18 protein-coding genes are annotated in these 25118 nt (G+C 51.2%); 8 read left to right on the top strand and 10 right to left on the bottom strand.

The window, feature by feature from the left end; genetic code table 11:
* The first annotated feature begins 123 nt into the window (after positions 1-123).
* The gene (locus AC27N8_RS34195) at positions 124-1116 is read left to right on the top strand and encodes a DUF929 family protein (RefSeq protein ID WP_487074007.1); all 993 of its coding nucleotides are present in this window, start codon (positions 124-126) and stop codon (positions 1114-1116) included.
* Here AC27N8_RS34195 and fabF read toward each other — a convergent pair.
* Positions 1107-2360, bottom strand: coding sequence for a beta-ketoacyl-ACP synthase II (gene fabF, locus AC27N8_RS34190; RefSeq protein WP_487074005.1), 1254 nt, complete (start codon positions 2358-2360; stop codon positions 1107-1109). The two genes, AC27N8_RS34195 and fabF, sit on opposite strands and share 10 nt — an antisense overlap.
* A 168-nt stretch (positions 2361-2528) precedes the next feature.
* Between fabF and AC27N8_RS34185 the strand changes: the two genes are divergently transcribed.
* Positions 2529-2810, top strand: a complete 282-nt coding sequence (locus tag AC27N8_RS34185) for a hypothetical protein (protein ID WP_487074003.1) — start codon at positions 2529-2531, stop codon at positions 2808-2810.
* 271 nt (positions 2811-3081) lie between these two features.
* The gene (locus tag AC27N8_RS34180) at positions 3082-4428 is read left to right on the top strand and encodes a sensor histidine kinase (RefSeq protein ID WP_487074001.1); all 1347 of its coding nucleotides are present in this window, start codon (positions 3082-3084) and stop codon (positions 4426-4428) included.
* Positions 4429-4442: 14 nt separating this feature from the next.
* On the opposite strand, the gene AC27N8_RS34175 is transcribed toward AC27N8_RS34180, so the two are convergent.
* On the bottom strand, positions 4443-5039 hold the full coding sequence (locus AC27N8_RS34175; RefSeq protein WP_487073999.1) for a hypothetical protein: 597 nt from the start codon (positions 5037-5039) through the stop codon (positions 4443-4445).
* 249 nt (positions 5040-5288) lie between these two features.
* Here AC27N8_RS34175 and AC27N8_RS34170 point away from each other — a divergent pair, with 249 nt between their 5' ends.
* From AC27N8_RS34170 to AC27N8_RS34155, 4 genes are all read left to right on the top strand, one after another.
* The gene (locus tag AC27N8_RS34170) at positions 5289-5951 is read left to right on the top strand and encodes a GntR family transcriptional regulator (RefSeq protein ID WP_487073997.1); all 663 of its coding nucleotides are present in this window, start codon (positions 5289-5291) and stop codon (positions 5949-5951) included.
* A gap of 45 nt (positions 5952-5996) precedes the next feature.
* Positions 5997-6743, top strand: coding sequence for a PIG-L deacetylase family protein (locus tag AC27N8_RS34165; RefSeq protein WP_487073995.1), 747 nt, complete (start codon positions 5997-5999; stop codon positions 6741-6743).
* Positions 6740-7378, top strand: a complete 639-nt coding sequence (locus AC27N8_RS34160) for a 4-carboxy-4-hydroxy-2-oxoadipate aldolase/oxaloacetate decarboxylase (protein ID WP_487073993.1) — start codon at positions 6740-6742, stop codon at positions 7376-7378. Before AC27N8_RS34165 ends, AC27N8_RS34160 begins: the two co-directional genes overlap by 4 nt.
* Before the next feature lie 575 nt (positions 7379-7953).
* Positions 7954-9033, top strand: a complete 1080-nt coding sequence (locus AC27N8_RS34155; protein ID WP_487073991.1) for an ABC transporter substrate-binding protein — start codon at positions 7954-7956, stop codon at positions 9031-9033.
* Between the two features lie 98 nt (positions 9034-9131).
* On the opposite strand, the gene AC27N8_RS34150 is transcribed toward AC27N8_RS34155, so the two are convergent.
* The gene (locus AC27N8_RS34150; RefSeq protein ID WP_487073989.1) at positions 9132-10067 is read right to left on the bottom strand and encodes a DUF6282 family protein; all 936 of its coding nucleotides are present in this window, start codon (positions 10065-10067) and stop codon (positions 9132-9134) included.
* A gap of 475 nt (positions 10068-10542) precedes the next feature.
* Here AC27N8_RS34150 and AC27N8_RS34145 point away from each other — a divergent pair, with 475 nt between their 5' ends.
* On the top strand, positions 10543-13881 hold the full coding sequence (locus AC27N8_RS34145) for a GH92 family glycosyl hydrolase (RefSeq protein ID WP_487073987.1): 3339 nt from the start codon (positions 10543-10545) through the stop codon (positions 13879-13881).
* Between the two features lie 103 nt (positions 13882-13984).
* On the opposite strand, the gene AC27N8_RS34140 is transcribed toward AC27N8_RS34145, so the two are convergent.
* The 7 genes from AC27N8_RS34140 to AC27N8_RS34110 form a co-directional block, all read right to left on the bottom strand.
* Positions 13985-15298 (bottom strand): toll/interleukin-1 receptor domain-containing protein, encoded by a 1314-nt coding sequence (locus tag AC27N8_RS34140; protein ID WP_487073985.1) that lies wholly within the window; start codon positions 15296-15298, stop codon positions 13985-13987.
* A gap of 23 nt (positions 15299-15321) precedes the next feature.
* Positions 15322-16878, bottom strand: a complete 1557-nt coding sequence (locus AC27N8_RS34135) for a radical SAM protein (protein ID WP_487073983.1) — start codon at positions 16876-16878, stop codon at positions 15322-15324.
* Between the two features lie 98 nt (positions 16879-16976).
* Complete coding sequence (locus AC27N8_RS34130; RefSeq protein ID WP_487073981.1) at positions 16977-19643, bottom strand: tetratricopeptide repeat protein; 2667 nt, start codon at positions 19641-19643, stop codon at positions 16977-16979.
* A 4-nt stretch (positions 19644-19647) separates the two neighbouring features.
* Entirely contained in the window at positions 19648-20964 is a 1317-nt protein-coding gene (locus AC27N8_RS34125) for an ATP-binding protein (RefSeq protein ID WP_487073979.1), read from the bottom strand.
* Positions 20965-21023: 59 nt separating this feature from the next.
* Positions 21024-21962 carry an SIR2 family protein gene (locus AC27N8_RS34120; protein ID WP_487073977.1) on the bottom strand — a complete coding sequence of 313 codons (939 nt, stop codon included), beginning with the start codon at positions 21960-21962 and terminating at the stop codon, positions 21024-21026.
* Between the two features lie 403 nt (positions 21963-22365).
* Positions 22366-24108 (bottom strand): protein kinase domain-containing protein, encoded by a 1743-nt coding sequence (locus AC27N8_RS34115; RefSeq protein ID WP_487073975.1) that lies wholly within the window; start codon positions 24106-24108, stop codon positions 22366-22368.
* Positions 24109-24223: 115 nt separating this feature from the next.
* A complete protein-coding gene (locus tag AC27N8_RS34110) occupies positions 24224-24931 on the bottom strand; it encodes a YczE/YyaS/YitT family protein (protein WP_487073973.1) in 708 nt (235 codons plus the stop codon).
* Positions 24932-25118: the final 187 nt, after the last annotated feature.

Raw genomic sequence — 25118 nt, 5'->3', positions numbered from 1 at the left:
GTCTATTCTTTCAAAACAATAGCCGTAGTATATCACGCCGAGTCGAGCGAAGCGAAAACCTCTCCCAACGGGCAATTTTGAGTGGCGAATATGCGTTATTATCTATATAGACAGACATTATTTTTGAGATGCTTTCTCACTAAGGAAATATCATGGCAAAAAAAGCAACGTGCGGTTGAGCTTCGCAATCGCCAGAAGGAGACGCGAGCAGCGTCGACGCGCTCAAATAAGCGTGGGGGACCGAATGTCGGTCGGCGCGGAGCACGGCGCAAGAATAATACTGCCTGGTGGTGGATTGGCGGGATTGTGCTTGTGATCGTGGTGGCGATTGTAGCTTTCTTCCTCACCTCTAATAATCAGCAACAGGCGCAGAACCAGAAGGCGTCGAGCAATATCAATGCAGGCAATGCAACCGTCCTCAAAGAGGTAACGTCGGTATCATCCTCGGTACGCCAGACAGTGAATACGGGCGAATTGACCTCGATTGTGACTCCGATCTCGGGCAAGTCGGCGCTGACTGGCCCGACCGGGAAGCCGGAGTTCTTCTATTATGGGGCCGAATGGTGTCCATATTGCGCGGCCAATCGCTGGTCGATGGTGGTCGCTTTGAGCCAGTTTGGGACCTTCAAAAATTTGCCTCAGACGATTTCGAGTAGCTCGGATGTGTATCCCAACACGGCTACATTCTCGTTTGTCAATACAGGCTATACGAGTTCCTATATCGATTTCGTTCCGCTTGAGACCGAGGATCACAACCGCAATACAATAGGAACCCCGACTGCCGCAGAGCAGAAGATCCTCACCGATTTCAATGTTCAGGAATATCCCTTCCTCAATATCGGCAATAAGTATCGGACGCAAGCGCTCTATGATCCAGGCGTGCTGGCCAACCTGTCGCAGGAACAGATCGCCAGCAAGCTCACAAATCCTACCGATCCCGTCACAAAAAACATCGTGGGAGGCGCAAACTATCTTATTGCGGCCATCTGCTCCGTGACGCAGGATAAACCGACCAGCGTCTGTTCGCAAGCTCCAATTCCAACGCTCGAGACAACCATCACGCAGAGTCAGACCAGCATACCTACAGATATTGACGTCCCCAAACGCTACGCATAACGTTTAAAGACCAGGCTAACATTATGTCCTCCGAAGCCCATCGAGTTTGAGAGGGCAGTATCGATGGTGACACGTCGGGCTTCGTTGGGGACATAATCGAGGTCGCAGTCGGGATCGGGATGATGCAGGTTGATGGTCGGCGGGATGATGTCGCGGGCAATGCTGAGCAGCGCGACGATTCCTCCGACGACTCCTGCGGCTCCGAAGGTGTGCCCAACCATGGATTTAGCCGAGCTGATGGCAAGCTTGTAGGCATGATCTCCAAAGCAGGTCTTGATCGCTTGCGTCTCCATGGAATCGTTGAAACGTGTCGAGGTGCCATGTGCGCTGATATAGTCGATCTGATCGGGACGAAGATCGGCTTTCTCTAAGGCTCGCTGCATGGCGGCCACCAGTCCAGAACCGCCCGGGGCCGGCTCGGTAACATGGTAGGCGTCTGCGGTCGATCCATAGCCAACCATCTCCGCGATGATGTGCGCTCCTCGCGCCTGCGCAAACTCAAGCTCCTCCAGGATTAAGATACCAGCACCTTCACCCATCACAAAGCCATCGCGCTCCGCATCAAAGGGACGACTGGCCGTTTCGGGATCGTCGTTGCGCCTTGAGAGCGCGTGCATATTGGCAAAGGCCGCCATCCCCAGCGGAGTTACAGCTTTCTCGGAACCACCGGCGATCATCACCTGCGTATCGCCACGCCTGATCGTCTCCCAGGCCTCTCCGACCGCGTTACCACTGGTCGCACACGCCGAGACGGCCGCCCAGGATGGTCCCTTGGCTCCTGTATGCTGCGAGACAAGTCCCGGAGCGGCATTGATCATGATCATCGGAATCAAAAAGGGGCTGACACGGTCGGGACCCTTTTGCTGCAACACATTAAATTGCTCGTGCAGCGTGAGCCAGCCTCCCACACCACTCCCAATACAGACGCCTACCTGCGACGCCAACGACTCCGTGATCGTCAGACCAGCCGCCTCCAGCGCCTGCTTCGAGGCCGCTACCGCCAGCTGAGTGTAAGGATCAGTACGTCTGATCTCCTTGCGATCCATATAGGGCGATGGATCAAAGTCCCGAACCTCGCCAGCAAAGCGTACGGGATAGCCGGTCGCGTCAAAATTGCTGATCGGCTTGATACCTGATCTCCCCTCACAAAGTCCAGTCCACGACGACTCAAGATCATGACCCAGGCTTGTAATTAATCCCACACCGGTAACTACCACGCGGCGCGGCGCTTTTTCATCACTCATCAAAAATAAGTCCTTTTCTATCTATATAACAGACATATGCCCACAACAATTCTACCGTATACTATACAGTCTCATCGCAAGATAGAATAGATCCCAGGGTGCACTTCACTTTTTGACCAGTGTCAAGCGAAGCGAAGACACCGTAGCGTCGCAAAGGAGGATGGCCCCTTGAACCAGGCGCTCAGGCTACCCGACGTAGCGGCGCGGCTCCGCCGTGCTGTCACTTCCCGCACGAATACGTCCCATGTGCATCTGAAAGCAACGCAGACGAGACGATCCACGGTGGGAAGATCACGCCAATGGAACCCCATGGGGAGCGTGGTCGTACGAGTCACAGACAGCACGGCGGAGCCGCGCCGCTACGTCGGTGGGCATCACACCCCATCGCCCCTATGCAGCATCGACGCGATGACCTTTGACAGAGCACTACGGTGTCTTCGCTTCGCTTGACAGCTTATGCCATTGCGCTACCAACGCCGGCAGTAAGGAAATCTTGTTGTCTAGCTAAAATTATCAGTAGATTCTCTTGTAACTTTTCCATCTATATTCTATACTAGGATATGCAAACTCTTCTAGTATCATAGACTCTTGTATATCCTGAACAAGAGAGGCTTAGGGCATGCATGTCTCTCTATCATAGTAGATACACGAAGAGCTTCTATTCTATACTTAAGAAGGTTTTTTGTGCGTCATAAGAGATGTGGACGCGGAAAGGTGGACGATGGATTCCCAGGAGCAACCAGATAAACTAGTATCAGATACGGCACAATCTAAACCAGTAAACTTCCCTTTTTCTGTACATTCCATGGAATGGGATACCGTAACCAGAAACTGTCAGGTGCTGGATGAGTTATTTCAACAAGCCCCCGCCTGCATCGCACTCTTACAGGGACCAGATCACCGCTTCGTCCTTGCCAATCCTCTCTTTTGTCGGACCGTCGGACATCAGAACTTGCTTGACAAGCCTTTCGCGGAGGTACTGCCGTATCTCGCCCGGCAGGGATTTGGCGAGATTTTAGATCTCGTCTATACCACGGGTACCTCCTATCATGGTCGAGAAGTCAAGGTACTTTTCGAGCGGGAACATGACAGCACAAGTAACGCCTCAATAGAAGAAGGCTACTTTACCTTCGTCTATCAGCCCATACGCAATGGTTCTGATCAAGTCGACAGCATTTTCGTGCATGGTGTAGATATCACGGCACAGGTCCAGACTCGCCAACAACTTGAGCAGAGCCAGCGACAAACACAGCAGGAACTGATAGCCTCAATGCAGGCTGAACGCCTCCTCTGGTCCCAGGAATATGCCAGGATACATAAACATGAGCTAGCCCTCCGGGAGCTGAATCAGCAGAAAGATAGCTTCTTGAGTATCGTGAACCACGAGTTAAAAACGCCTTTGACCATCGCCTCTACCAGCCTGCAATTCGCCCAGCGGATGCTGGATACGTTCACAGAGAAGGACGATGGCAGCTTCTCAGACAGGATAAGTAAGGTGCAGAAGTTGCTTACGACAGCAAAGCAGCAGATGGAGCTCCAGTCGCGTCTGATCCATGACCTCGTCGACTTCTCAAGCATCCAGGACAACAAACTCCGCATGGACAAAGCGCCGTGCGATCTTGTCACCATCGTGCGCGAAGCTGTCGAGGATCAACAAAGAAGCACATCAACTCATACAATCCAGCTGGATCTCTCAGGACACACATCCGTTGTGCTCTCCGCCGACAGCGATCGCATCACGCAGGTGCTCAACAATTATCTGCGCAATGCAATCAAGTACTCGTTCGCCAGAGGGATCATCCAGGTGCGCCTGCTTCTCCAGAGTCAGACAGCCCGTGTGCAGGTCCAGGATGAAGGCCCCGGGCTGCTCCCAGAAGATGTCCAGCAAGTCTGGGATCGCTCGTATCAGGGACAGAGCAGCAAGCAGTTGCACGGCCATGAGACAGGTCTGGGCATCGGCCTGTACATATGTCGCATGATTATTGAAGAGCATCAGGGAGAGGTCGGCGTCGAGAACACTCCCAACGGAGGTGCCACGTTCTGGTTTACGCTCCCCCTGGTCCCCTAGACCATGCCTTCTCGCTATTGGATGGCTATCAGGATGCGTTCAAGAACATCATACCAGGGGCGGGCGGACAGGGCAATGGCACCGACGCGTCCCGCTTCTTCTTTGAGCCATTGTCCGTACAGCCAGCTGACACGGGCACGTTTCACCTGGACACCTTCGTCCGGCTCTCGCTGCAAAAAGTTTTGACGGAGTTGCTCTTCACTTTCTTCATACAGGAAGATGGCTCGTATCTGGTCGCTGGCAAAGGTACGCACCAGACGTGGCAGAATGAAGTCTCCTTCAAGGATGATCGGTGCCCGACTGTCTATATGATTCGTGATCACAGCTTCTAAGGCCGGAGCCATCACTTCTCCGACGGCCAGCAGTTGCAGGACAGTTTCTTCAGCCGGCTGCTGCGCGGCTTCGGGATGAGTACGCCAATAGTGCAAAACGGGTTGCTCTCTCGGGGTTGTCATGTGCTCAAGCACGACCTGAAAATCATCAACCTCGGTAATGCCAATCCTCAGATAGTGCGCCAGACGGTAGCTAACGCTGGTCTTGCCAGTTCCCGATGGCCCTCCTAATAGCAATACCTGCCATGGACGTTGAGGAATTTTGTTGGATATGATCATGGGAGCTCCTCCTGTAGCATTCTGTCTATATCGTGGTTGCCAATAGTTGTATAACGACTCCTGCTTGACTTCTTTTTATTTATAAACTACACTCTTTTGTGAACAAGATTGTCTACAAAAGGGTGTTATCATAATACTCTTCATCACACTTCCAACCACGAGAAATCTCTGGCATTCTGCAATGTGGCTGATTTTTGTTCCTCTCTATTAAGAGGACGAAATTTGAGCAGAATAAGAAATGTAGGAATTATGACACTGACCGATGATGAATGTTATATTCAGTTACGCAAGTTGATTATGCAAGGAGTGCTTCAGCCAAATGAGCGGCTGATTGAGATGGATCTCTCTCAATCGCTGGGAACGGGACGAGCGGCGATTCGGACCGCTCTGGCTCGTCTGGAACAGGATGGTTTGGTGGAACATGAGCGCTATCGGGGCGCTCGGGTGCGCCTTGTCTCTGAGGATGAGGCTATCGAGTTACTGGAGGTGCGTTCGGCGCTAGAATGTCTGGTAGTGCGTCAGGCGGCGGTCAACGCGACGGCAGATGAGGTCGATGAGCTCAGAGAGTTGCTGCACGAGCTGGAAAAGCGTCTGGAGCATGGGGATCTACTGGGATACTCCGATGTGAATGCGCAACTGCATCAGGCGTTGATACAGATCGCTCATCATGCAACGGCGACGCGGTTACTTGAGATGCTCAGATCTTCAAGTGTGCGTTTCCAATTTCGCACGATTCTGGCTCCGGGACGGCCTCGTCACTCCTATCAGGAGCATGAGGAAATCGTTGAGGCCATCGCACTCCACGATCCCGATGCAGCGGAAAAGGCGATGCGCAACCACCTGCAGCACGTGGTCGAGGCTCTAAAAGAAAGAGTCAGATCACGTCCACTGGCCGAAAAGGATAATATTTAAAGTATTAAAAAAGACAATATTTGACTATATGAAGGAGCTATAGATATGAGTACCAATGATGCTGCCGCAAGTTCAGGGCAGAAGCGCAATATCCTGGTGATCGGCGCTCATTCGGCCGATTTTGTCTGGCGTGCTGGCGGCGCGATCGCGGTAGTGGTCGCCAATGGCGGCACGGCCACCGTAGTAGCCCTCTCCTATGGTGAGCGCGGCGAGTCGGGCGAATTATGGAAGGTGCCGGGACAGACAGTCGAGAACGTCAAAAGTATCCGCCATGCGGAAGCGGTCGAGGCGGCCGAGGCGCTGGGAGCCTCCTTCCAATGCCTGGATCTGGGCGACTATCCGCTCAATGTAAGTCCAGAAGGGATGCTACGCCTGACCGATCTGATCCGCGAGACCGCTCCCGATGTAATTGTGACGCATACCGATCGCGATCCATTTAATCCAGATCATCCAGTCGCGTATCAGGTGACGCAACGAGCAAGACTCCTTGCCAGCGGCGCGGGCGTCGCCAGCGGCTTCGCCACCATTCGCCCTCCCGAGCTCTTCTTATTTGAGCCTCATCAGCCAGAACTGTGCGGATTTACTCCCACAACGTTTGTAGATATCACAGCGGTCTTCCCACAGAAACAGCGAGCGATGGAGGCGATGAAGGCTCAAAGCTATCTGCGTCAGTATTACGCGGAGCAGGCGGAGCATCGTGCCAATCATGCCCGACGCGTCTCGGGAGCGAAAGAGATCCGCTACGCTGAAGCCTTTCAGCGCGTTCTTCCACAGGTGGTGACGTCCTTATGAGTACAAACATAGACACTGATGGCCTGCAACGCCTGGCTACCTACGGAGTCGCAACCGTCTATGAAGCGGCCGGCCGCGTCGGATTAATCGATCTGCCACTTACGCAGTTGATCCCTGGAAGCAGGATCGCTGGCCCCGCTCGCACCGTGCTCTGTGGGCACGGCGACAATCTCATGGTCCACGCCGTACTGGATCAAGTTCAGCCCGGCGAGATCCTCGTCCTGACAATGACCGATCCTGAGCCGTTTGGCATCATTGGCGAGCTACTGGCCACGCAGGCCAAGGTCCATCAGGTAGCGGCCCTGCTCGTCGATGCGGCCGTACGCGATACAGAGGCGCTCCGCGAGCTCGGACTCCCTATCTGGACACGCTGGATACGCTCTCGCGGCGCCACCAAGACAATGCGTGGCTCTATCAACGTCCCCGTGACGGTTGGTGGCACGACGATCACGCCCGGCGATATCGTCGTCCTGGACGCCGATGGCGCGGTCTCCGTCGCAGCCCAACAGGCGGAGCAGGTCCTGGCAGCCTCGCAGGCTCGCGAGGAGCGCGAAACCATCCTCAGAGCCAGGCTGGAGTCCGGCGCACTCTCCTACGACCTCCACGGCTTGAGAGCCCTCTTCGAGCAAGCATAACTAACCCACAATTAGCAAGGTGCCGTGCGCTGTCTTTTTTGACAGTCACGGCACCTTGCTTTGCCTTTTTTGACTTTTTGTATGTATCGATTGATTGTGTAGGGCAACCCATGCTAATAGGGCTATACGGTTGCAAGCTTAAAGATGGTATGTTAAAGTAGGGTCATGAAAAATAATGACCACTAGAATAAAACTTTCAAGAGGTGCTAGTCCTGCTTGATTGAATATACATAAAGGAGCATATAGAGATACATATATGCTCCTGTAGATTTTATAAGTTCTTCTCGTGGTTGTATTCATTGGGAGAATAATTGAGAGAACTCTATTGCACAAAGATGAGTTGAGCTCTATGCGTTTCAATGTCAGCATAGAAATATATTGATCTCTGTGGGTGAAATTGTAATGCCAGGCGGTTGTTGGGTCAGGAGGTTGTGGGATTTTATTGGTGGTACATGTCATTTTTCTCGTTGTTCTTCTAAACACGGTTGCTTTAATTGACTATAAGACTAGCAACATCGACTATATGTAGATATATCTACGTACATTTTATTTTTTGTGCACTGGAGATAGCAAAAATGCGTCATTCTATGCGGCGTTTAGCGTCGATTTTTTCGTGCATCCTACTCGCAGGTATCGCACTATCTGCCTGTACTGTACCTGGTTTCAATACCAGTACCAGTTCTAACTCCTCTACTCCGAGCAAAGATGACATGACATTGAAGATCGGGCAGATCAGTAATTCGGTGGCCTATTTTCCTGAGTACCTGGCCGACAAAAAAGGATACTTCACCAATCTGGGCCTCAAAGTGAATACCCCAATCATTCTTGGCACCGGTGCTAAGGTTGCTGCTGCGGTCCTGTCAGGCAGCGTGGATGTAGGCGATGGTGTCGCGAGCGATGCTTTTAATCTGGCAAGCAAAGACTCTGCGGCAAGGATTGCGGGAGCACTCGTGAACGGCTATTATGTTGACGTCGTGGTGAGCAAAGACTTCACAGCATCAACTGGTCTGACCGAAAAGGGAAGTTCCCTTGATGACAGAATAAAAGCGCTCAAGGGTAAAAAGATTGGTATCACTGGACCTGGTAGTGGTACTTCTGCTCTTTTAACGTATCTCTTCAAAGAAGCGGGACTCGACGCCAACAAAGATGCCACACTGGTCAGTCTTGGGTCAACAAGTACAGCCGCTCTGGCAGCCCTGAAAAATGGGAAAGTTGATGCTCTGTCCTTCTTCTCACCAGTAGGACCCACGGCTGTCGCTCAGGGAATTGGAGATATGTACATCAGCCCGGATCTAGGTGATGTACCAGAATTGACTGGCGATGTGCACGGCTTATTCTATGTGCAGCAGACGACCATAGATGCTAAACCTAAATCGATGGCTGCTTTCATTAAAGGTATTGCTCAAGCCGAGGCATTCATCCAGAGCAATCCAAAGGAAGCTCTCCCACTGCTTCAAGCCTATCTTAAACTTACCCCAGCCGTTGCTAAGGTCGTCTTCAATGCGACGTTGCCTATCTGGGCCAAGGATCCTACAGTCAGCGAGGCCGCCTACAACATTTCGACCGCGTTCCATGTAAAAGCTGGCTTGATTGCCGCCGCCCCACGTTACTCTGATCTGGTAGCAGCTAGCACAATCGCCAACGCGATCAAATAGTTGTCCTGATCTATATTAGGTGCGCTACACACACAAGGGACCCGACAGGTTTTCTCAAACCTGTCGGGTCCTTAAACATGATGAATGCCAATTACAGCTTAGTTATCCAATCCGCGAGCGAGGCGGGTAGTGTTGGTAACGGCCATCAGATGGATCTCCTCTGCGGTGAAGTCGGCGGAGAGCAATTGATCAGCCATGAGCGCCAGACCGTCCTCGATTGGTGGGTTGAATGGTTGTCCCAGGTCGGTCGAGAGGATGCAGCGTGCGGGTCCGACGGCTCGAATATTCGCATACATCTGCTCCCAACTGCATTTTCCGCTATAGGCGGTGGTGTAGCAATGCTCGATCCAGGCTCCGCGATCCGCCAGGGCCACTTGATCCTCGGCCGATAGGTTCTGCGTCGGATACTCCGGATGCGTGATCAAGATGGAGCGTACTCCCTCTGCGATGGCAGCATCGACAAGCGCAAATATTTCATCCCGCTGAAGATGGCTGGTCGCCAGGATCAGGTTGTGCTTGGCGATCCGTTGCAGGACGCGCTGCGTCTCGGGCAAGATCTGATGCTGCTCATCGAATACCCGTACCACACCACTACTCACGCCCTCATCGCGTAGCTCCTGCTGCATACGCGCCCAGCCTGGAGGGGTGGCTCCCGCCGGTAGTTTTGCCAGTCCATTCTGCTCGTTAACGGCATCAAAGGTCGGCATCCAGACGATGCGCGCCCCTTCGCGAGCAGCGATCTCCACGGCGAGCGCGTTCATGCCTCCAATGGCGGCATTGAGGGTGATGGCCCCGATCACATGGACTTCGGGAACGACAGCTCGGACCAGCGCGGCCCGCTCAGCGGTCGGTGTGTAGTGCGATTTGATCACAAAGCCGCCCAGTCCCCGCTCGCGAAAACTCCGTGCAAGCTCTAGATCTGTCACGGCACGAGCCATCACATCTGGTCCAGTATGTACATGCAGATCATATGCCCCCAGCACAAGCTGACGAGCACGTTCCGAAGGTTGTGGGTGGGGTTGAGAATTGGTCATATGCTTTCTCCTCTGAATAAATATGGATATACCAACACATCTTCCCTGCTCATGTCAAGAGGCTTCAGCAGCAAAAGATTTTCTGGCGGGAGAAATTGTTAACAATTACGTTGACAATAGTAGTAAAAGCATAGCTGGAAAAAGTGGCACTGTCAAGGATCAAGCAAACGGACCAGTTCCGGGAATTTTGCTCTTTTCTCCTCAAAATGCTTGACAAGCTGATTTTATATATGTTATGTTCCCTAATAGAATCAGTAATTTCCGAAGCAAATACCTTTTTATTTATCTTGATCATCGACATCCTGTTCTGTAGTTGTCTAGACCAGAATGAGCTGGCAGACGAGCCGAGAATGGTGTCAAGGATGGATGCTCAGGTGAATGAGGGTTGAGAATGGATGCTCAATCTTGAACAATGGTCATTTGCCCCGGAGGCAGGTGCCCATTTGTCTAAGATGACAAAAGGAAGAGGGAAACGATGGCACGACGCGTTCTACTTTCCTGTGCGCTTATAATGAGCCTGATATTAGCGCAAAGCCTTATTTTATCCCAGGCAATGGCGGCCCATGCACGGGCCAACGCCACACAGAATCTGGTCCAGTATGTCAACCCATTTATTGGCTCAGCGCCGAGCAATGCACCAAATCCAGTGGGAGGCGGTAGTGGTGGCAGTACCTATCCAGGAGCTGTAGTCCCATTCGGGATGGTGCAATTTAGTCCAGACACCCCCAATGCTTCACCTCAAGGCTATCTTTATAGCGATACGACGATCAAAGAATTTAGCGTCACCCACTTCGATGGCGCCGGCTGCAACAATAATGATGACATTCCGATTATGCCGATCACAGGTACTTTGAGCGCTTCTCCCGGTACGAGTTGGAACTCCTATAACTCCACCTTCACCAAGACCAATGAGAGCGCTGCTCCCGGGTACTATAAGACGAAGCTCGATAAGTATAATACGCAGGTCGAGTTGACGGCGACAACGCGTACCGGGATGGCAAAGTTTACCTATCCAGGCACCACACAGGCCACGGTTCTGCTCAACAGTAGTCTGAGTGCGACCGGGAGTCGCAGCGGATCGGTCAGCATCAGTGGCAGTCAGGTCACCGGACACGTGACCGCTGGCGGCTTCTGTGGCTCCTCGAAGACCTATCAGATCTACTACGCGGCTCAGTTTGATCAGACGCCGACCAGCACAGGCACATGGTCCGGAAGCACCATCACAGCAGGCTCGACCAGCGTGAGCGGCACCAATACCGGTGGCTATCTGACCTTCAATACCAGCACCAATGCTGTCGTGCAGATGAAGATCGCGCTCTCCTACGTGAGCATCGCCAACGCGCAGCAAAACCTGAGCACGGAGAACTCCGGCTGGAACTTCGCAACCACCCAGAGCAATGCCAGTACCACCTGGAATACCATGCTCAATCGCGTCCAGGTCAGCGGGACCTCCACAACCAATCTGACCGAATTTTATACCGCCCTCTATCATACAGTCCAGAGCCCCAACGTCGCCAGCGATACCAATGGACAGTATATGGGCTTCGATGGAGCTGTCCATACGGCCAGCGGCATGACGGTCTACCAGAACTATTCCGGCTGGGATATCTATCGCTCGTGGACGGCGCTGGTCTCGCTGATCGCTCCCACCGAGATGACCGATATTATCAAGTCGATGGTCCTCGACGGCCAGCAAGGTGGCGAATTGCCAAAATGGTCGCAAGAGACAAATGAGGACTTCGTCATGACCGGTGATCCAGGTCCAATTATCGTGTCGAGTGCCTATGCCTTTGGTATCCACAATTTCGATACGGCAGCGGCTCTGACACTGATGAATAATGCCGGAAGTAATCCCAGTGCGACCGCGCAGGGCAGCCCAATCCGAGGCAACCAGTCGACCTATGTAAGCCATAACTATATCCCCGGGGATGCTTCGGATTCATTGGAATATTCGGCCTCGGACTTTGCCATCGCGCAATTCGCGAAGGCGCTGGGCAACACGACGTACTACAACACCTATATGAGTCATGCGCAATGGTGGAAGAACGTCTTTAACCCAACCACCAGCTACATCAATCCGCGCAACAGCGACGGCAGTTGGATCTTGCCACTTGACCCGGTCAGCAACAGCAACTTTACCGAGGGCAATGCGGCACAGTATACCTGGAACGTTACCTATAATCTGCAAAGCCTGATTAATCTGATGGGAGGCAACGCAACCGCGATCCAACGACTCAACCATCTGTTCACGCAGGTCAACGCCGGCCTCTCACTCCCCTACTACTACATCGGCAACGAGCCAGAGTTTGCCACCCCCTGGGCCTACTCCTATGCGGGTGATCCATCAGGGACGCAGGCAGCGGTACGCAGCGTCATGAACGGAGCCTACACCGCCGCTCCCGGCGGACTGCCCGGCAATGACGATCTGGGAGCGACATCCGCCTGGTTTGTCTGGGCCGCTCTGGGACTCTATCCCGCCACGCCCGGTGCCGACACACTTGTGCTGCATGGTCCCCTCTTCACCTCCGCAGCGGTGCAATTAGCGGGCGGCAATACGCTCCAGATCAATGGAGCAGGCGCCGGTGATGGCAATCAGTATGTCCAGGGACTCACGTTCAACGGCACGGCAACCAATCAAGACTGGCTGCACTATAGCGACATCGCCAACGGTGGCACGCTCAACTTTACCATGGGCAGTAGCCCTTCCAGTTGGGGCAGCACGTCAACGCTTCCGCCATCCTTTAACGACGGCTTTACGCCACCAGCCACGGCTCCTAATCTGGGCACCAATCTGGCGCTCAACAAGACCACAACCTCATCGGCGACCTGCGCATCAACCGAAACGTCCGCCAATGCCGTCGATGGAGTACTGAAAGGCAACAGTAAGTGGTGCTCAAGTGCCAGCCCATCGTTCCTGGAGGTCGATCTTGGCTCGGTGCAAACGGTCGGCACATTCGTGCTCAAAAATGCCGCTCTCGGAGGTGAGACGTCCGCCTGGAACACCAACACCTATACGATCCAACTCAGCAGCGACAACACGAATTGGACCACGCCAGTCAGCGTCACGAACAACCAGGCCAGTCGCGTTGTCAACAGCATCACGCCGCAACAGGCCCGCTACGTCAAGCTGAACGTGACCAAGCCGACCAATACCACCGATACCGCGACACGCCTCTATGAGCTTGAGGTCTATGCCGCTGGAAGCAACACAAGTACAGGCTCTTTCTCGACGGGCTTCGAAAGCAGCGATCCTCAACCAACCTGGACAAGTACCGCCGACTCCGGTGTCTATCCAGCAGGCGGAGAAGCCAATATCACTGGCATCTGCTGCGGCCTGACAGGGCCAGAATTAGCCCCCCGTAACGAAACGACACATAGCGGCACGACTGCCCTGATGTATTCGGGCAATGCCAGCGGCGCTGCCACTGACTTTGCCTATATGAAGGCGTTCAATCTGAGTACTACCCCGCTCACGGTCGCCTCCGGCACCACGTTGAGCTATTGGATCTATCCCGAGAGCAATACCGCCAGAAGTCAGGTCACCGGCACCAACAGCACCTGCGTCTCGCTCGACCTGCTCTTTAGCGATAATACCAATCTGCGCGATATGACCGCTGCCGTCGATGAAAATGGGAACCGCATCCATCCCACCAATCAATGCGGACACCTTACCCTCGACACCTGGAATCATGTCACCGTCAATCTGGGAAACGTCGCCAGCGGCAAAACGATCTCGCAGATCGACGTCGGCTACGACCAGGCCAATAGCACCGGAGGCTATCGCGGCTATATCGACGATATTAGTATCCAGTAAATATGCAGGGATGCTAATGAGTCTCCAGGAGCCCGAGGAGGATGGATTCTCCTCGGGCTCCTCTTCTTTCCCATGCACATGTCAATCAGATCAAAGAGGATCATCAAATATCTTGCAGAACAAGATGGATACCTTCCACAATATCCGTGAAGGCTTCATCAGGCCGCTCCCAGGCTGTAATAGCTTTGCCATTCGTCGGCAAGGACATGAGATGCTCAAAAGGAGCCCCTTTGTAAAAGACTGGTCGCAACAAAATGGGGATAACACGTGTTTCACCACGCTGTTGACGTTCCAGGGCACGCATCATTTCTATGCCATAACAATACTGAGAGGCCATAAAATCCGGGCTAATCAACAACAATGTGACCTGAGCCGTTTGAAGATTGTGATCAATAACTTTTGCCCAATCCTGGCCAGCCAGGATTTTGCGTTTATGCCATACCACGATGCGTCCCAGACGCTCCAATAGTTTGAGATGTGTTTCCAATTGAGCACACAACTCCTCATCCCGCTCACTCTGCGCACAAGAATAAAAAATGGTAACAGGATCTCCTCGCAGAGGTGGAGGTATGGCCTGGGCCTGTCCATGAGATACAACATCCTTCTCCTGCCGATCTGGCTGAGTCGGGATAACCGCAGGAGATTGTAGAAGCCTCTCAAGAGCCGTAAATAGCTGCGTAAACTCGCCAGATGGCCCGGCAATTATCTTCTCCTCAGGAATATAGCCTCGCGCTTTTATCAGCCTGACAACTTCGTCATCCGCCGCCGGCACGTGAGAAAGCGCATAATACAGGCTACTTTTTCCTTTTCTGAGCAAGACGCGGCTCACATCGCTCTCATGTGCCATCGATCCAACAATGATGCTATCTTGATTGAGGTAGCGCTGGACACTTTCTTGTATCGGAGAAGAGACTTCATAAAAATCCGGGAACTCGTCAGCGAGCACGCCATCCTGTAAGCTCCCATGCAGTTTGACAATACATATAGGCGAGCTCCTATTATCGAGTGCCTCAACAATATAATCAGCATGGTCGCGCCCAACAATCAGCGTTTGAAACGCATGTGGACGCAAACCAGCCTCCAACAAGGCCTCATCCAGCGCCTGTTCTAACAGCGAATCGACATTCGTCGTGAAAACGAGAGGGAAATATCCCTGTACAATCAAGCGAGCCAGCGACTTATATCCCCCCCTTTGTGCTGGTGCCTGGGCAAGAGGGATCAACGCATTCAAGCGATCCCGTCGTCCCAGTGCATAAAGATACTGGCAAAAGGATGCCCAGTCGTCTGCAAGACAAATACGCTGGCGGATAGCAGGTGTCAAAGAAAGGTCCGAGGTGAGCAGCAGTCGATAAGGAATTGACGAACCACTGCGACGCATCCTCAAAATATCGCTCAGCTGCTGTATTACTCTATCCATCGATACATCCTCAGCATCTTTGACTATAAGACATATGGTTGCTCATACTTCAACAAACGTAGCGCTTCAAGGTACAAAGCCTGCGGAAAGAGCGCTTTGTAGATAGCACAATTCGGTGACTTGATATCACTTCTTCCGGTTAAGCGATAGGTGAGCATGGGACATCCGCCACTACACCAGTAGCGCCACTCACAGGTGCGACAGCCCTCTTTATCATCAATAGGGACCGCCTGCACGCCTCCCCGGTGTGCTCGTATCACCTGGAGAGGATTAGCCGCATGTATCGATGTAATCGTGTCGCTTATATCAGCCTGACAGCGAGCAATGCCCCCACGCTGATCGATTGCAAGATAGTTGCGTCCCACGCCACATTTATACTCACGAGGAGCACCAGAGTTCGCTTTATCCACCAGCAATCCCAGTAGAGGTCGGCGGGGCAGATGTTGTTCAATATAGTCAAAAGCTCTCCGCATCCCGCTGATCATATGAGCGTCGGTAAATTGCAGATCGGAGAGATGGGTAGAGCAGGAGTTATCCCGATAGTAGCTCAACCCAAATGGTAAATCACGCTCCAGGATGTATTTTAATAGGCGTGGCAGGTCATCCAGATTGCGCTGAGTCACGGTCACATTGATACTCGGAATAAGCCCACCGGCCAGTAGCCGTGTAATCGTGCGATCGATAAACTCAAAAGAGCCTTTGCCATTGAGCAAAGGACGCTGCTGATTATGGCTCTCCTCGATGCCATCAAGTGAGAGTCCAACTCTAATCCGACGTAGCTTGAGTTGCTCGATCGAACGAGACGGCAGAGCCACGCCATTGCTGAGCAGACTGGCCGACAGGCTCAATCCATGTGCGAGGGCCTGTTGCTCAGCATAATCATGCGTGACAAGGACCTGAGGGAGACGCAGCGTGGCCTCACCACCTGCATAGGTAAGATGAATTCCGCTATGTTTATAAGCGATGGCCGAGCGGATTACGGCATCCACAGCATGCATTGAAGTATCGTCAGCCATATGTTCGGAACTCTTGCTGACGTAGCAATAATGACAGCCCAGATTACACGCATTGGTGACGTGTAGCCAAGCGGCTAAGGTCTGTCCCTGCTCGGGACCTGGTAGAGGAAGCGGTTGATCCAGGTCATGCAGAAAACCAGCCTTGTTCAAAAGCGCTACGACATCGATGGTACGAGAGAAAGAGAGCTGCGCGTCAAGCATGATGGCATCTAAAGTAGTAGCCTTCTGAAAACGCTGGAGCAAGCGATAGGCCTCTGCATCCAGGGCAGCAACTTTCCCCGTGCCAATGGGAGTACAAAGCAACCAGAGTGCTCCCATCTCCTGTGTATAGATTGCCTCAGCACACATAAAGCGATGGTGAGAGAACCTGGAGATCTCCTCTTCAGAAAGATGCATAATGAATCGAGCGTCAGTACTGTTCTCACTGCTCCCCAACGTCGATTGATAAGAGCCAGTGGTATTATTATCGCCATCGACCGGACACGTGTCATCGTTGAAACAATTATTGCCATACACATCCATTGAGTCTGGCGAAAGTAGGATCGAATCAATCCAAATCTTCATCAAGAGCTCCTAAAGCGGGTAAGTAATCCTCTACAGTGAATAGCTTCTCTACAACACAGCTCACCTTCCTCCTTACTCTTCTTATCTAGAACACGTAGCTAGAACGTCATTAGACCATCTATTTCTTCGAATGCTCGTATCAACTCAGGATAACTTTTCTCCAACTGATGCTCTGTCCAGTAAGCCACCATTTTTTGCACGAGGCCTGGCCCCATACCGTAGGGAGTCCCAATTAAAGCATCAACGACGTTCTCGACAGCCCGCTTGAACTCCAGGGAGTTATAACGAGCCATGTAATGGCAATAGCGCACAAAGTACTGAAATGCCTCTTCATATCCTGCTTGCCGATAAACGATCTCCGCATGCACCTTTTCAATCAATCCTGAGAGGTAGATATAATTTTCTCGTGTTGCAATCTCTGCCGCCTCTTGCAAGGTATGCAGGGCACGTTCACGCTCCCCCAAATAACCCAACGGCTCGGCCAGATCAATCAGGCTCTCCGTCTGTTGATAATAATCAGAGACTTTTCTGGCCGATACCAGCGCCTGCTCAAAAAATACGACCGCCTCTGGCCATTTTTGCTGGAGTACACAGATACGTCCTTGCTTATTTAAGCTATTGGTATACTGTTCTATTTCAAATTCATACGAGGCATCCTGCGCCTTGATAAACCATGCTTGCGCACTGGACAGTTCACGCTTCGATAATTGCACAGATCCAAAACGATTATAAATTGCCGCAATGCCCGCCTTGTAATTCATGCGTAAAAAAACATCAAAGGCGTCTTGAAAACATCTCTCGGCTTCAATAATATTTCCAGCATGCAGATAGATCGTCCCCAGTACCTGCAGACTCAAACCAACCTGTACCTCGCTAATTATGCCTTCCTGAAATAATTTCAGGCGCAGGCTCCAGGCGACCTTACAACGACGAAGCGCCTCATCAATTTTTCCTTGCAAGCGGTATACGGCACTAATATTGGTCAACGAACTGGCATAATCGCGTGGCCGACCTAATTTCCGATACATGCCCAGACCACGTTCATAGTACTCTAATGCCTCAGTAAAGCGGCCTCTGCGTCTGAGGATACCGCCAAGATTATTATACAATTGTGCACATTGCAATTCATGCCCTGCGGCCTGCTCTATCTCCAGAGCTCGCGTAAAATTTTCGTTGGCAGCGGATAATTTACTTTGCTGTGAATAGCATCGTCCCTTCTCAATAAAGATATTCGAGCGGCGATGTGGATACCATTGGGGATCGGCCTCACTTTCGAGTTGCTGCAAGATGCGTAATGCGGCAGTGGAGTTTTCTTCGGAACGCAAGAGCATCCCCTCGTAGTAGCTTAATTCATGCTGCTGAAATGTGGAGAAAAGCGGCATAAACTTTTGTGCTTCCTGAAGTAAGAGTCGGGCAAATGAGTTCTTGAGAAAGCGAATGGCATTGAGAAAGTGTTCTTGAAAGTAGCTCAAACCTGTATCCAGATCTACAAAGAGTCGATGATACAGTGTCTCAATCACATCGCCCTGCCGCCGTTGCTCGTTGAGAGGCTGGCTCATTTCGCGCTCATAATAGCTGATCACAGAGCGGCTGATCTCCCGTCGATAACGTCCCCCGGGGTCCTGCACCTCCCAACAATATTTTGCCACGAGCCGTTGCATCTCGTCATGCAGGACAAAATCGTCTCCCGATCCCGGCTTACGTATAAAAGAGAGATCAGGCAGTCTCTGAAGCAGCTCTTCGCGGCTCAGCACGCTCACTGGCTCTCCCACCTCGACACCATGCATTATCCAATCAAGCAGGGAGAGGTTAAAGCGGTGATAGGCATGGGCCATGAAGAGAATGACCCAGTTCAGGGGGTTTTCAAGTTTGTTAATCTGCGGGACAAGATATCTTTCAAACTCAGCATGGGAGACGGAGAGAAGATCACTGAGCGTGAGAATTCGATGATTGAGTACATCCATAGCCAGGCCAATGATGATCGGACGCCCTTCGGTGCGTTCATGCAAGGCACGAGCCTCCACGCTATCAGGGGCGACCCGATAAAAAGAATCGGTGCGCACAAACTCCAGCATCTCTTGCTGATTAAAGGGCTCAAGCGCCAGGCGCAGCAACTCGTGTTCGCGATCTCTCCAATTGGGATGCGTCCAATCAATGCTGTTGCGTCCCGCGATCACAACTTTCATATTCTCCAACAAATAGTTGTCTGGAAAGATCTGCGATGGACGCAACACGGCAATGCTGGGATTCTGCTCGATCGTTTCAAAGGTATCGAGAAGGACCAGGAGGATTTTTTGCTCCTGAAGCAGATAGCGGTTCAGGCGATGTAGATCATCAGCGAGCGCGGCCGCCGCTTCCTGGCGGATTCTAAAATCAATGCTTTCACTGCTACCCGAGGTGGAAACAACTTCGCCAGTGATCGCTCGATAGTGCTGTATGGCGGAGGTAAACGATGTTGGAGCCCAGGTAGGATACAGCTCCTGGATGCCCGCAACGATTTTTTCGGCCAGGAATACACGATCACGATCACTGACATTAAAAAAGTCGGCCCTCACGATCGCAATGTCTTTATGCATCTGTTTTGCCAGCTCGGCGTATTTACGTAACAACCAGGTCTTACCGACACCTCCCTTTCTACTTGTATCTTCGGAGGCATCATGAACATAGAGGAGCCAGGGAGCTGCTGGATCAGTTAGCCAGGTGGCAAATGTCTCCAATTCGCTGGCGCGGCCAATAAAATGGCTCAGTTGCTGTTGCTCATGCATTATCCTATTCCTCAATTGTGTGATGATCAATGGTGGCGAGATGAGCGGCAAGCGTGGCCTCGACCACTGCAAGATGGTCTCCCAACGCTTCTTTGAGCTCTTTGTCCTGCGCAAATTCCTCGAAGAACTGTTGAAAGATCTCGAGCGATTCCTGCAAGACGATTTGTAATGCTTGCATAAGCTGCTCCAGCACGAGAGGATCATTCGTATTACTAGCAGTATGATATAAACACTCACGTACGTAATGGACGCGATCTAAACCAGGAAATTCTTTCGCAAGCCGGAAAGAGTTTTGTGCAAGATAATGGTGAAGCGCAAAATAATAGTCAGGACGTTCATTGGCCAGAATCAAGAGAAAAATGTGACGCAAGGGCTCGTCGACCGAGAAACCGGCACGCAGCATATTCCAATTTAAGATCGCCGTGGCATCGTTGATCTCCTTGGGCAAGCCAAAATAGGCCATGCTACTCTCGCGTTTCATCGCCGGGAGAAACTCTTCGATCAGATCTTGCATGATCACAAGATTGAAGCGCCGGGGAACAGCAAAAAGTTCGAGGATCGCGCGATAGGTGGCACGCTTCTCAGGCACAACATGCTTGAGAACTTCTTGACTGATAATCAGGGTGGTAAAAAGGTGTATGATCTCCGCCTGACCATCTGGCGTCCTGGGATCAAGTTCATCATGAATAGCTTGCGTCATGATGTTCATCGCCAGAGGATAACCTCGAGTCCATGTAAAAATTAGTTGGCGTACCTCTGGATCGAGTGGCTTCTCCTGATGAGCGAAATAGAGCTCGCAATTCTTCCGATCAAGCGACTCAAGCGGTCGCGACGTCAATTTCAGGGCCACCGAGCGCTCTTGCTCAAACAATAACGCCCTCTTGCTTGCCAGAACAACAAAGAGCTTTTCGTCGTCAAGCAGATCTTTGAGCAGCCTCTCAATCACATCCAACTGTTCAGTATTAGCGGTATCGACCGCGTCAAACAGCATCACAACAGGCTGCTGTCTCAGCAAAGCCCTGGTCGCCTCCACTGCCGACAAGCCGGCAACAGAGCTATCCTGCTGGATGTACTTCTTCGCTTGAGTAACGATCTCATCTGTCACATCAGATGCGTTTTTACTCACATCGATCCATAAATAGGGAAGTTGCTGGCTACGACAACGTTTTTCAACTTGCTTTAATAATGACGTTTTTCCAATTCCACTCACACCCTGAAACTCGATGATAGGATTACGTAAGAGGCGTTTCTTATCTATTAATGCACTGAAAGATTCGTCAATGAGTTGTAACTCATCTTCTCGATTGACAAAAAGTTCCATGTCTCACTCCAACTGGAAGCAGCAATACAGCAGAGGTACTCCTGAACTGTAACTTTGAACTACTGCTTCCCATTTCTTTCGTTATTTTTTTCTATTGCTTTGAGAATTCCCTGTTGATCGTTCTGTACGCTTTGTAAGCGCTGCGAGATGTCTTCCAGGTGTACCAGAATCTCCTGGGCGAGTTGATAATTCATGGGAAGGCCAGGGCTACCATAGAGGGCGATATATAATTCTCGCATAAAAGATTCATAGCTCCCTCGTATATACTGAGTTTTACGCTGTTTGAAAACACTGGCATGCATCGATTGTTCGACAAAATTCTCCTCACTCACCAAAAAGATTGAGCCCGATTTTGTAGGAATGATACGGAGTATATCTTCATCCCACTTAGAGTCCATGCCTACAATAATCATATCCCTTGACAAAATACGTTGTAAAGCATTTTTAACCTCTTGATTGTTATCAAGCAGAGTTAAGCGTTCATTTATAATATAACTCCTTGAGCCAAAATCTCCAAAGATTTTAATAATCCGATGTGGCAGACTCTTCTCATGTAAAGACTCACGTACAGGTATCGCAACTTCAAAATCTCTATGCTCTTTCATCTCGGCCTGTATAAAAGAAAGTTCCAGCACATCATCAATATTCGTAGATATAATTTCATCAAAGTAACGCTGTTTGATAAGCTCTGCCAGATAAACGTTGGTCCTTGTTACAGTAAGGTCACGTAAAGAGGTTCTTAGAATATTATGAATATCCGTTTCACTAAATTGATGATCTCTCGTCAGAATAGTATAACACTCGCTGAATTGCTCTATACGTGAAAGGTTCCTAAAACCTCGATGACTGAATCTTTGTAGGTGATCATAGAAATATCTATTCCGAAATAATCCACCCGCCCTTGATCCGAGAAGAAGTACGGTAGGCTGCTCATTATCCTTCCTCAGTTCCAGCAGTTGGGCTAATTCCTCGACATCGGATTGCTGCGGCTCTCCCATGAATCCAATATGCTTTCTTTAATAATTGTGTGTTCTGACCATCTTAAAAGAGCGGTAAAGTTATCGGGATGAAAAAGACAAGTGCCCAACTACTCTCCTTTACCAGCCACTGTCTTGACTGGTAGCCCTGTTAAAGCAAGCACATAGAATAAATAGAGGGAAATAGTGGAACACTTGCATCTTTATCGATCAATTGATAAAATACTACACAAATACAAAGACGAAATACTTTTACTCATTATCAAATCGCTTATCCCCCTCCACCTGTAATCCCACTTTTAAGACCGACCATTTTGATAAAATCGTTCCCTACCACACAAAAAGATCCTCTCTTCAGTGTCACGATAAAGAGGCATGTTAGACTATATGAAAAACAGATGCGCCGGAGCTATCTTGAGATGGGTCAGCCATTTGAAGCCTTCTTAACAATGTTCACAATGGTTATGGTCAGGGAAGCAGTACCATGCATGAAGACTATGGTTCCCTGATAGGTACCGTGAGCTAATCCATTGTGGACAACACCCACAGCAATATTCTCGCTATCATTAAGGGCAATACTGCCACTGACAGGATTAATACCGAGCCAATTGTTTCCATCATTTGTCTGTACGGAAGCGTTCCAGCCAGAGTTTCCTCCACAGTTGGTAAGTGTGACCACTTCGGGAGCTGGATTGGATTGCTTTTTAGAGGAGCTGAAAGTGAGCGTGGTCGGCGAGCCGGTGAGACAATCGACGACGGGCGTTGGCGTTGGCGTTGGCTGCGTGGCAGTTGTTGGCCTGGCCGCTGGAGTGGTAGTCTTTGGTGTTGGCTTTACGGCTGGCGCGGTGGAGTTTCCTGCTGGTGGGCCGACAATGGGACCATGGCCCGCACCAACGGTTGATGGGACCGTTCCCGTTCCCGATGATTTCGGCGTGTTCTGAGGCGTGTTGATGCCTGTATGCTTCCCTTGAAAGGTTGGTGTTTGCGCTATCCGTGTGTTTCCTGAAGAGGAATGGGTACTGCCATACCAGATGCCAACGCTGCCGGCGATGACGATAAAGAGAGCCAGCAGCGGTAGGGCGATGCGCCAGAATGGTTTAAAAGTGCGGGATGAGGCGCTCCGTTGAGTTCCCATCATGTTGCTCCCTGGATCTGACGCTTGAAAGAGGGCGGCAACCTTTTTCTGCTCAAAAGGTGTCAGTGGCTCGGCCGGTACCTGACCTACAGCTGCATCCGAAGCGGCAAGGACGCCGAGCACCGGCGGTGAGGCCACGGAGGTCACAGCGCTCGCCAGCGTTCCTTCCTCCTCCGAGGGAGTATTATAGATGTCGATATGGGATAAGGGACTGTCATAGGCCTGCTGAAGAGCATCGACGAAGGCGACGGTGCTTTCATAACGTTCGGTTGGATCTTTGGAGAGCGCTTTGAGAATAACTTTCTCTACGGGTCGCGGAAAGTTCGGGATACGGCTATGCAGCAAGGGTGGCGTGGTGTAGAGATGCTGGCTGATGATTTCTGTGAACGTTCCTGTAAAAGGACATTCTCCACAGAGCCATTGATAGGCAACGATAGCCAGGGCATATTGATCGCTGGCAAAGCGCACATTGCCCTGGAATTGTTCAGGGGCCATATAGAGGACCGTCCCGGCCGCATTTCCGATGGTCTGAGAGCTATGGCTATGCGCCTCCAGTACCAGACCAAAATCACTGAGGTACATCTGATCCTGCTCGCCAATCAGAATATTCTCCGGCTTCACATCACGATGAATCAGGCGGCGCTGATGAGCATAGTCAAGTGCAGGAGCAATCTGCTTCAGAATCGGGATGATCTCGTTGAGCGGCAGGATCGTCCCAACAGGATACCTCTGCCGCAATGAGCCGTTGGGCGCGTAGTTCATGACCAGAAATGGAGTGCTGTCAAACACTCCATAGTCGAAGACACGGATTATGTTTGGATGCTCCAATTTAGCGATGGTTTGGGCCTCATGCAAAAAATTTTCTCGCACCTCGGGCGATAATAGTATCCGCAAAAGCTTGATGGCGCTCTGCGTTCTCAGATACACATGTTCTCCCAGATAAACTTGCGAGAAGGTCCCCTCTCCCAGTAAACGGATCAGCCGATAGCTCCCAATCTGTAAACCTAGATAATCCTCTGCACGCTCCAACATGATCAGCAACCTTTTCCTGTTTTCTTCTATTCTAACACGAATGAAGGTACTTGCCTCACAAGATAGGTCAAATAGGCCAAATGAAGCCCACATCAAAAAATGTTCGTCCAGCAGACTAGTCGCCGATCAATTGAGGCGCTACGGATTCTAGCGGCTCAGAAGCAGCAACAACGGGAGTGGGAACAAGCCAGGCCGTCAATCCCAGCTTCTTGAGGAAGGAGAAACCAAACTCGATCACAGGTCCCACGCCAAGCGCGAAAATCACGGTCCCAACACCAATAGTTCCTCCGAGCAGAAAGCCGAGGATCAAGACGCTGACTTCGATACAAGCTCGTACGATAGTCACACGCAAGTGAGTGATCTCATGCAAGCGCAACATCAGGCCATCACGAGGTCCAGCACCCAGGCGGGGGGCGATATATAAAGCGGTCCCCAATCCCACGATGATGACTCCCGCCACATTGAGCAGCAGACGCCAGACCCAGAAGGCTTCTCCTATATGCTGGAAGGCACGAATATTCAGGAGCATATCTTCAAATATACCGATTAAGATCATATTGCAGATGGTGCCAACACCAGGGATCACTTTGATCAGCAGGCTCGCCGCAACCAGAAAGATGCCAACGACGATACCCGCCAGGCCAAATGAGAGCGGCGTATGAAAACTCAGTCCCTGATGAAAAACATCCCACGGACCCAATCCCATGTTGGAGCGATAAAGGCAGACGATGCCTAGCGCGTAGAGAAATAAACCTACCAGCAAAATCAGCAATCGTACAAGATACATCCAGGAAAAAAGCGTGCGCCAGGAAAACGTATGCATAAGAGGTTATCCTTTGTGTCACCAGTTGTCAGCACGACAAGTCAGTGCGAGAAAAGAGAATCAATAGTTATGCTATCAACTATACGCGATGGCTTGTCAGGAGACAATGGACAATTGAACACTTATAAGAGAGACAATCTGCAAGTTTCTGGCAACACTGCCCATCAAAGCTATCCCCGGCGGCCCT

This window comes from Dictyobacter sp. Z7_2 (assembly GCF_057551105.1).
The sequence above is the reverse complement of the archived record's forward strand: the minus strand, read 5'-3'. Positions and strand labels throughout refer to the sequence as shown.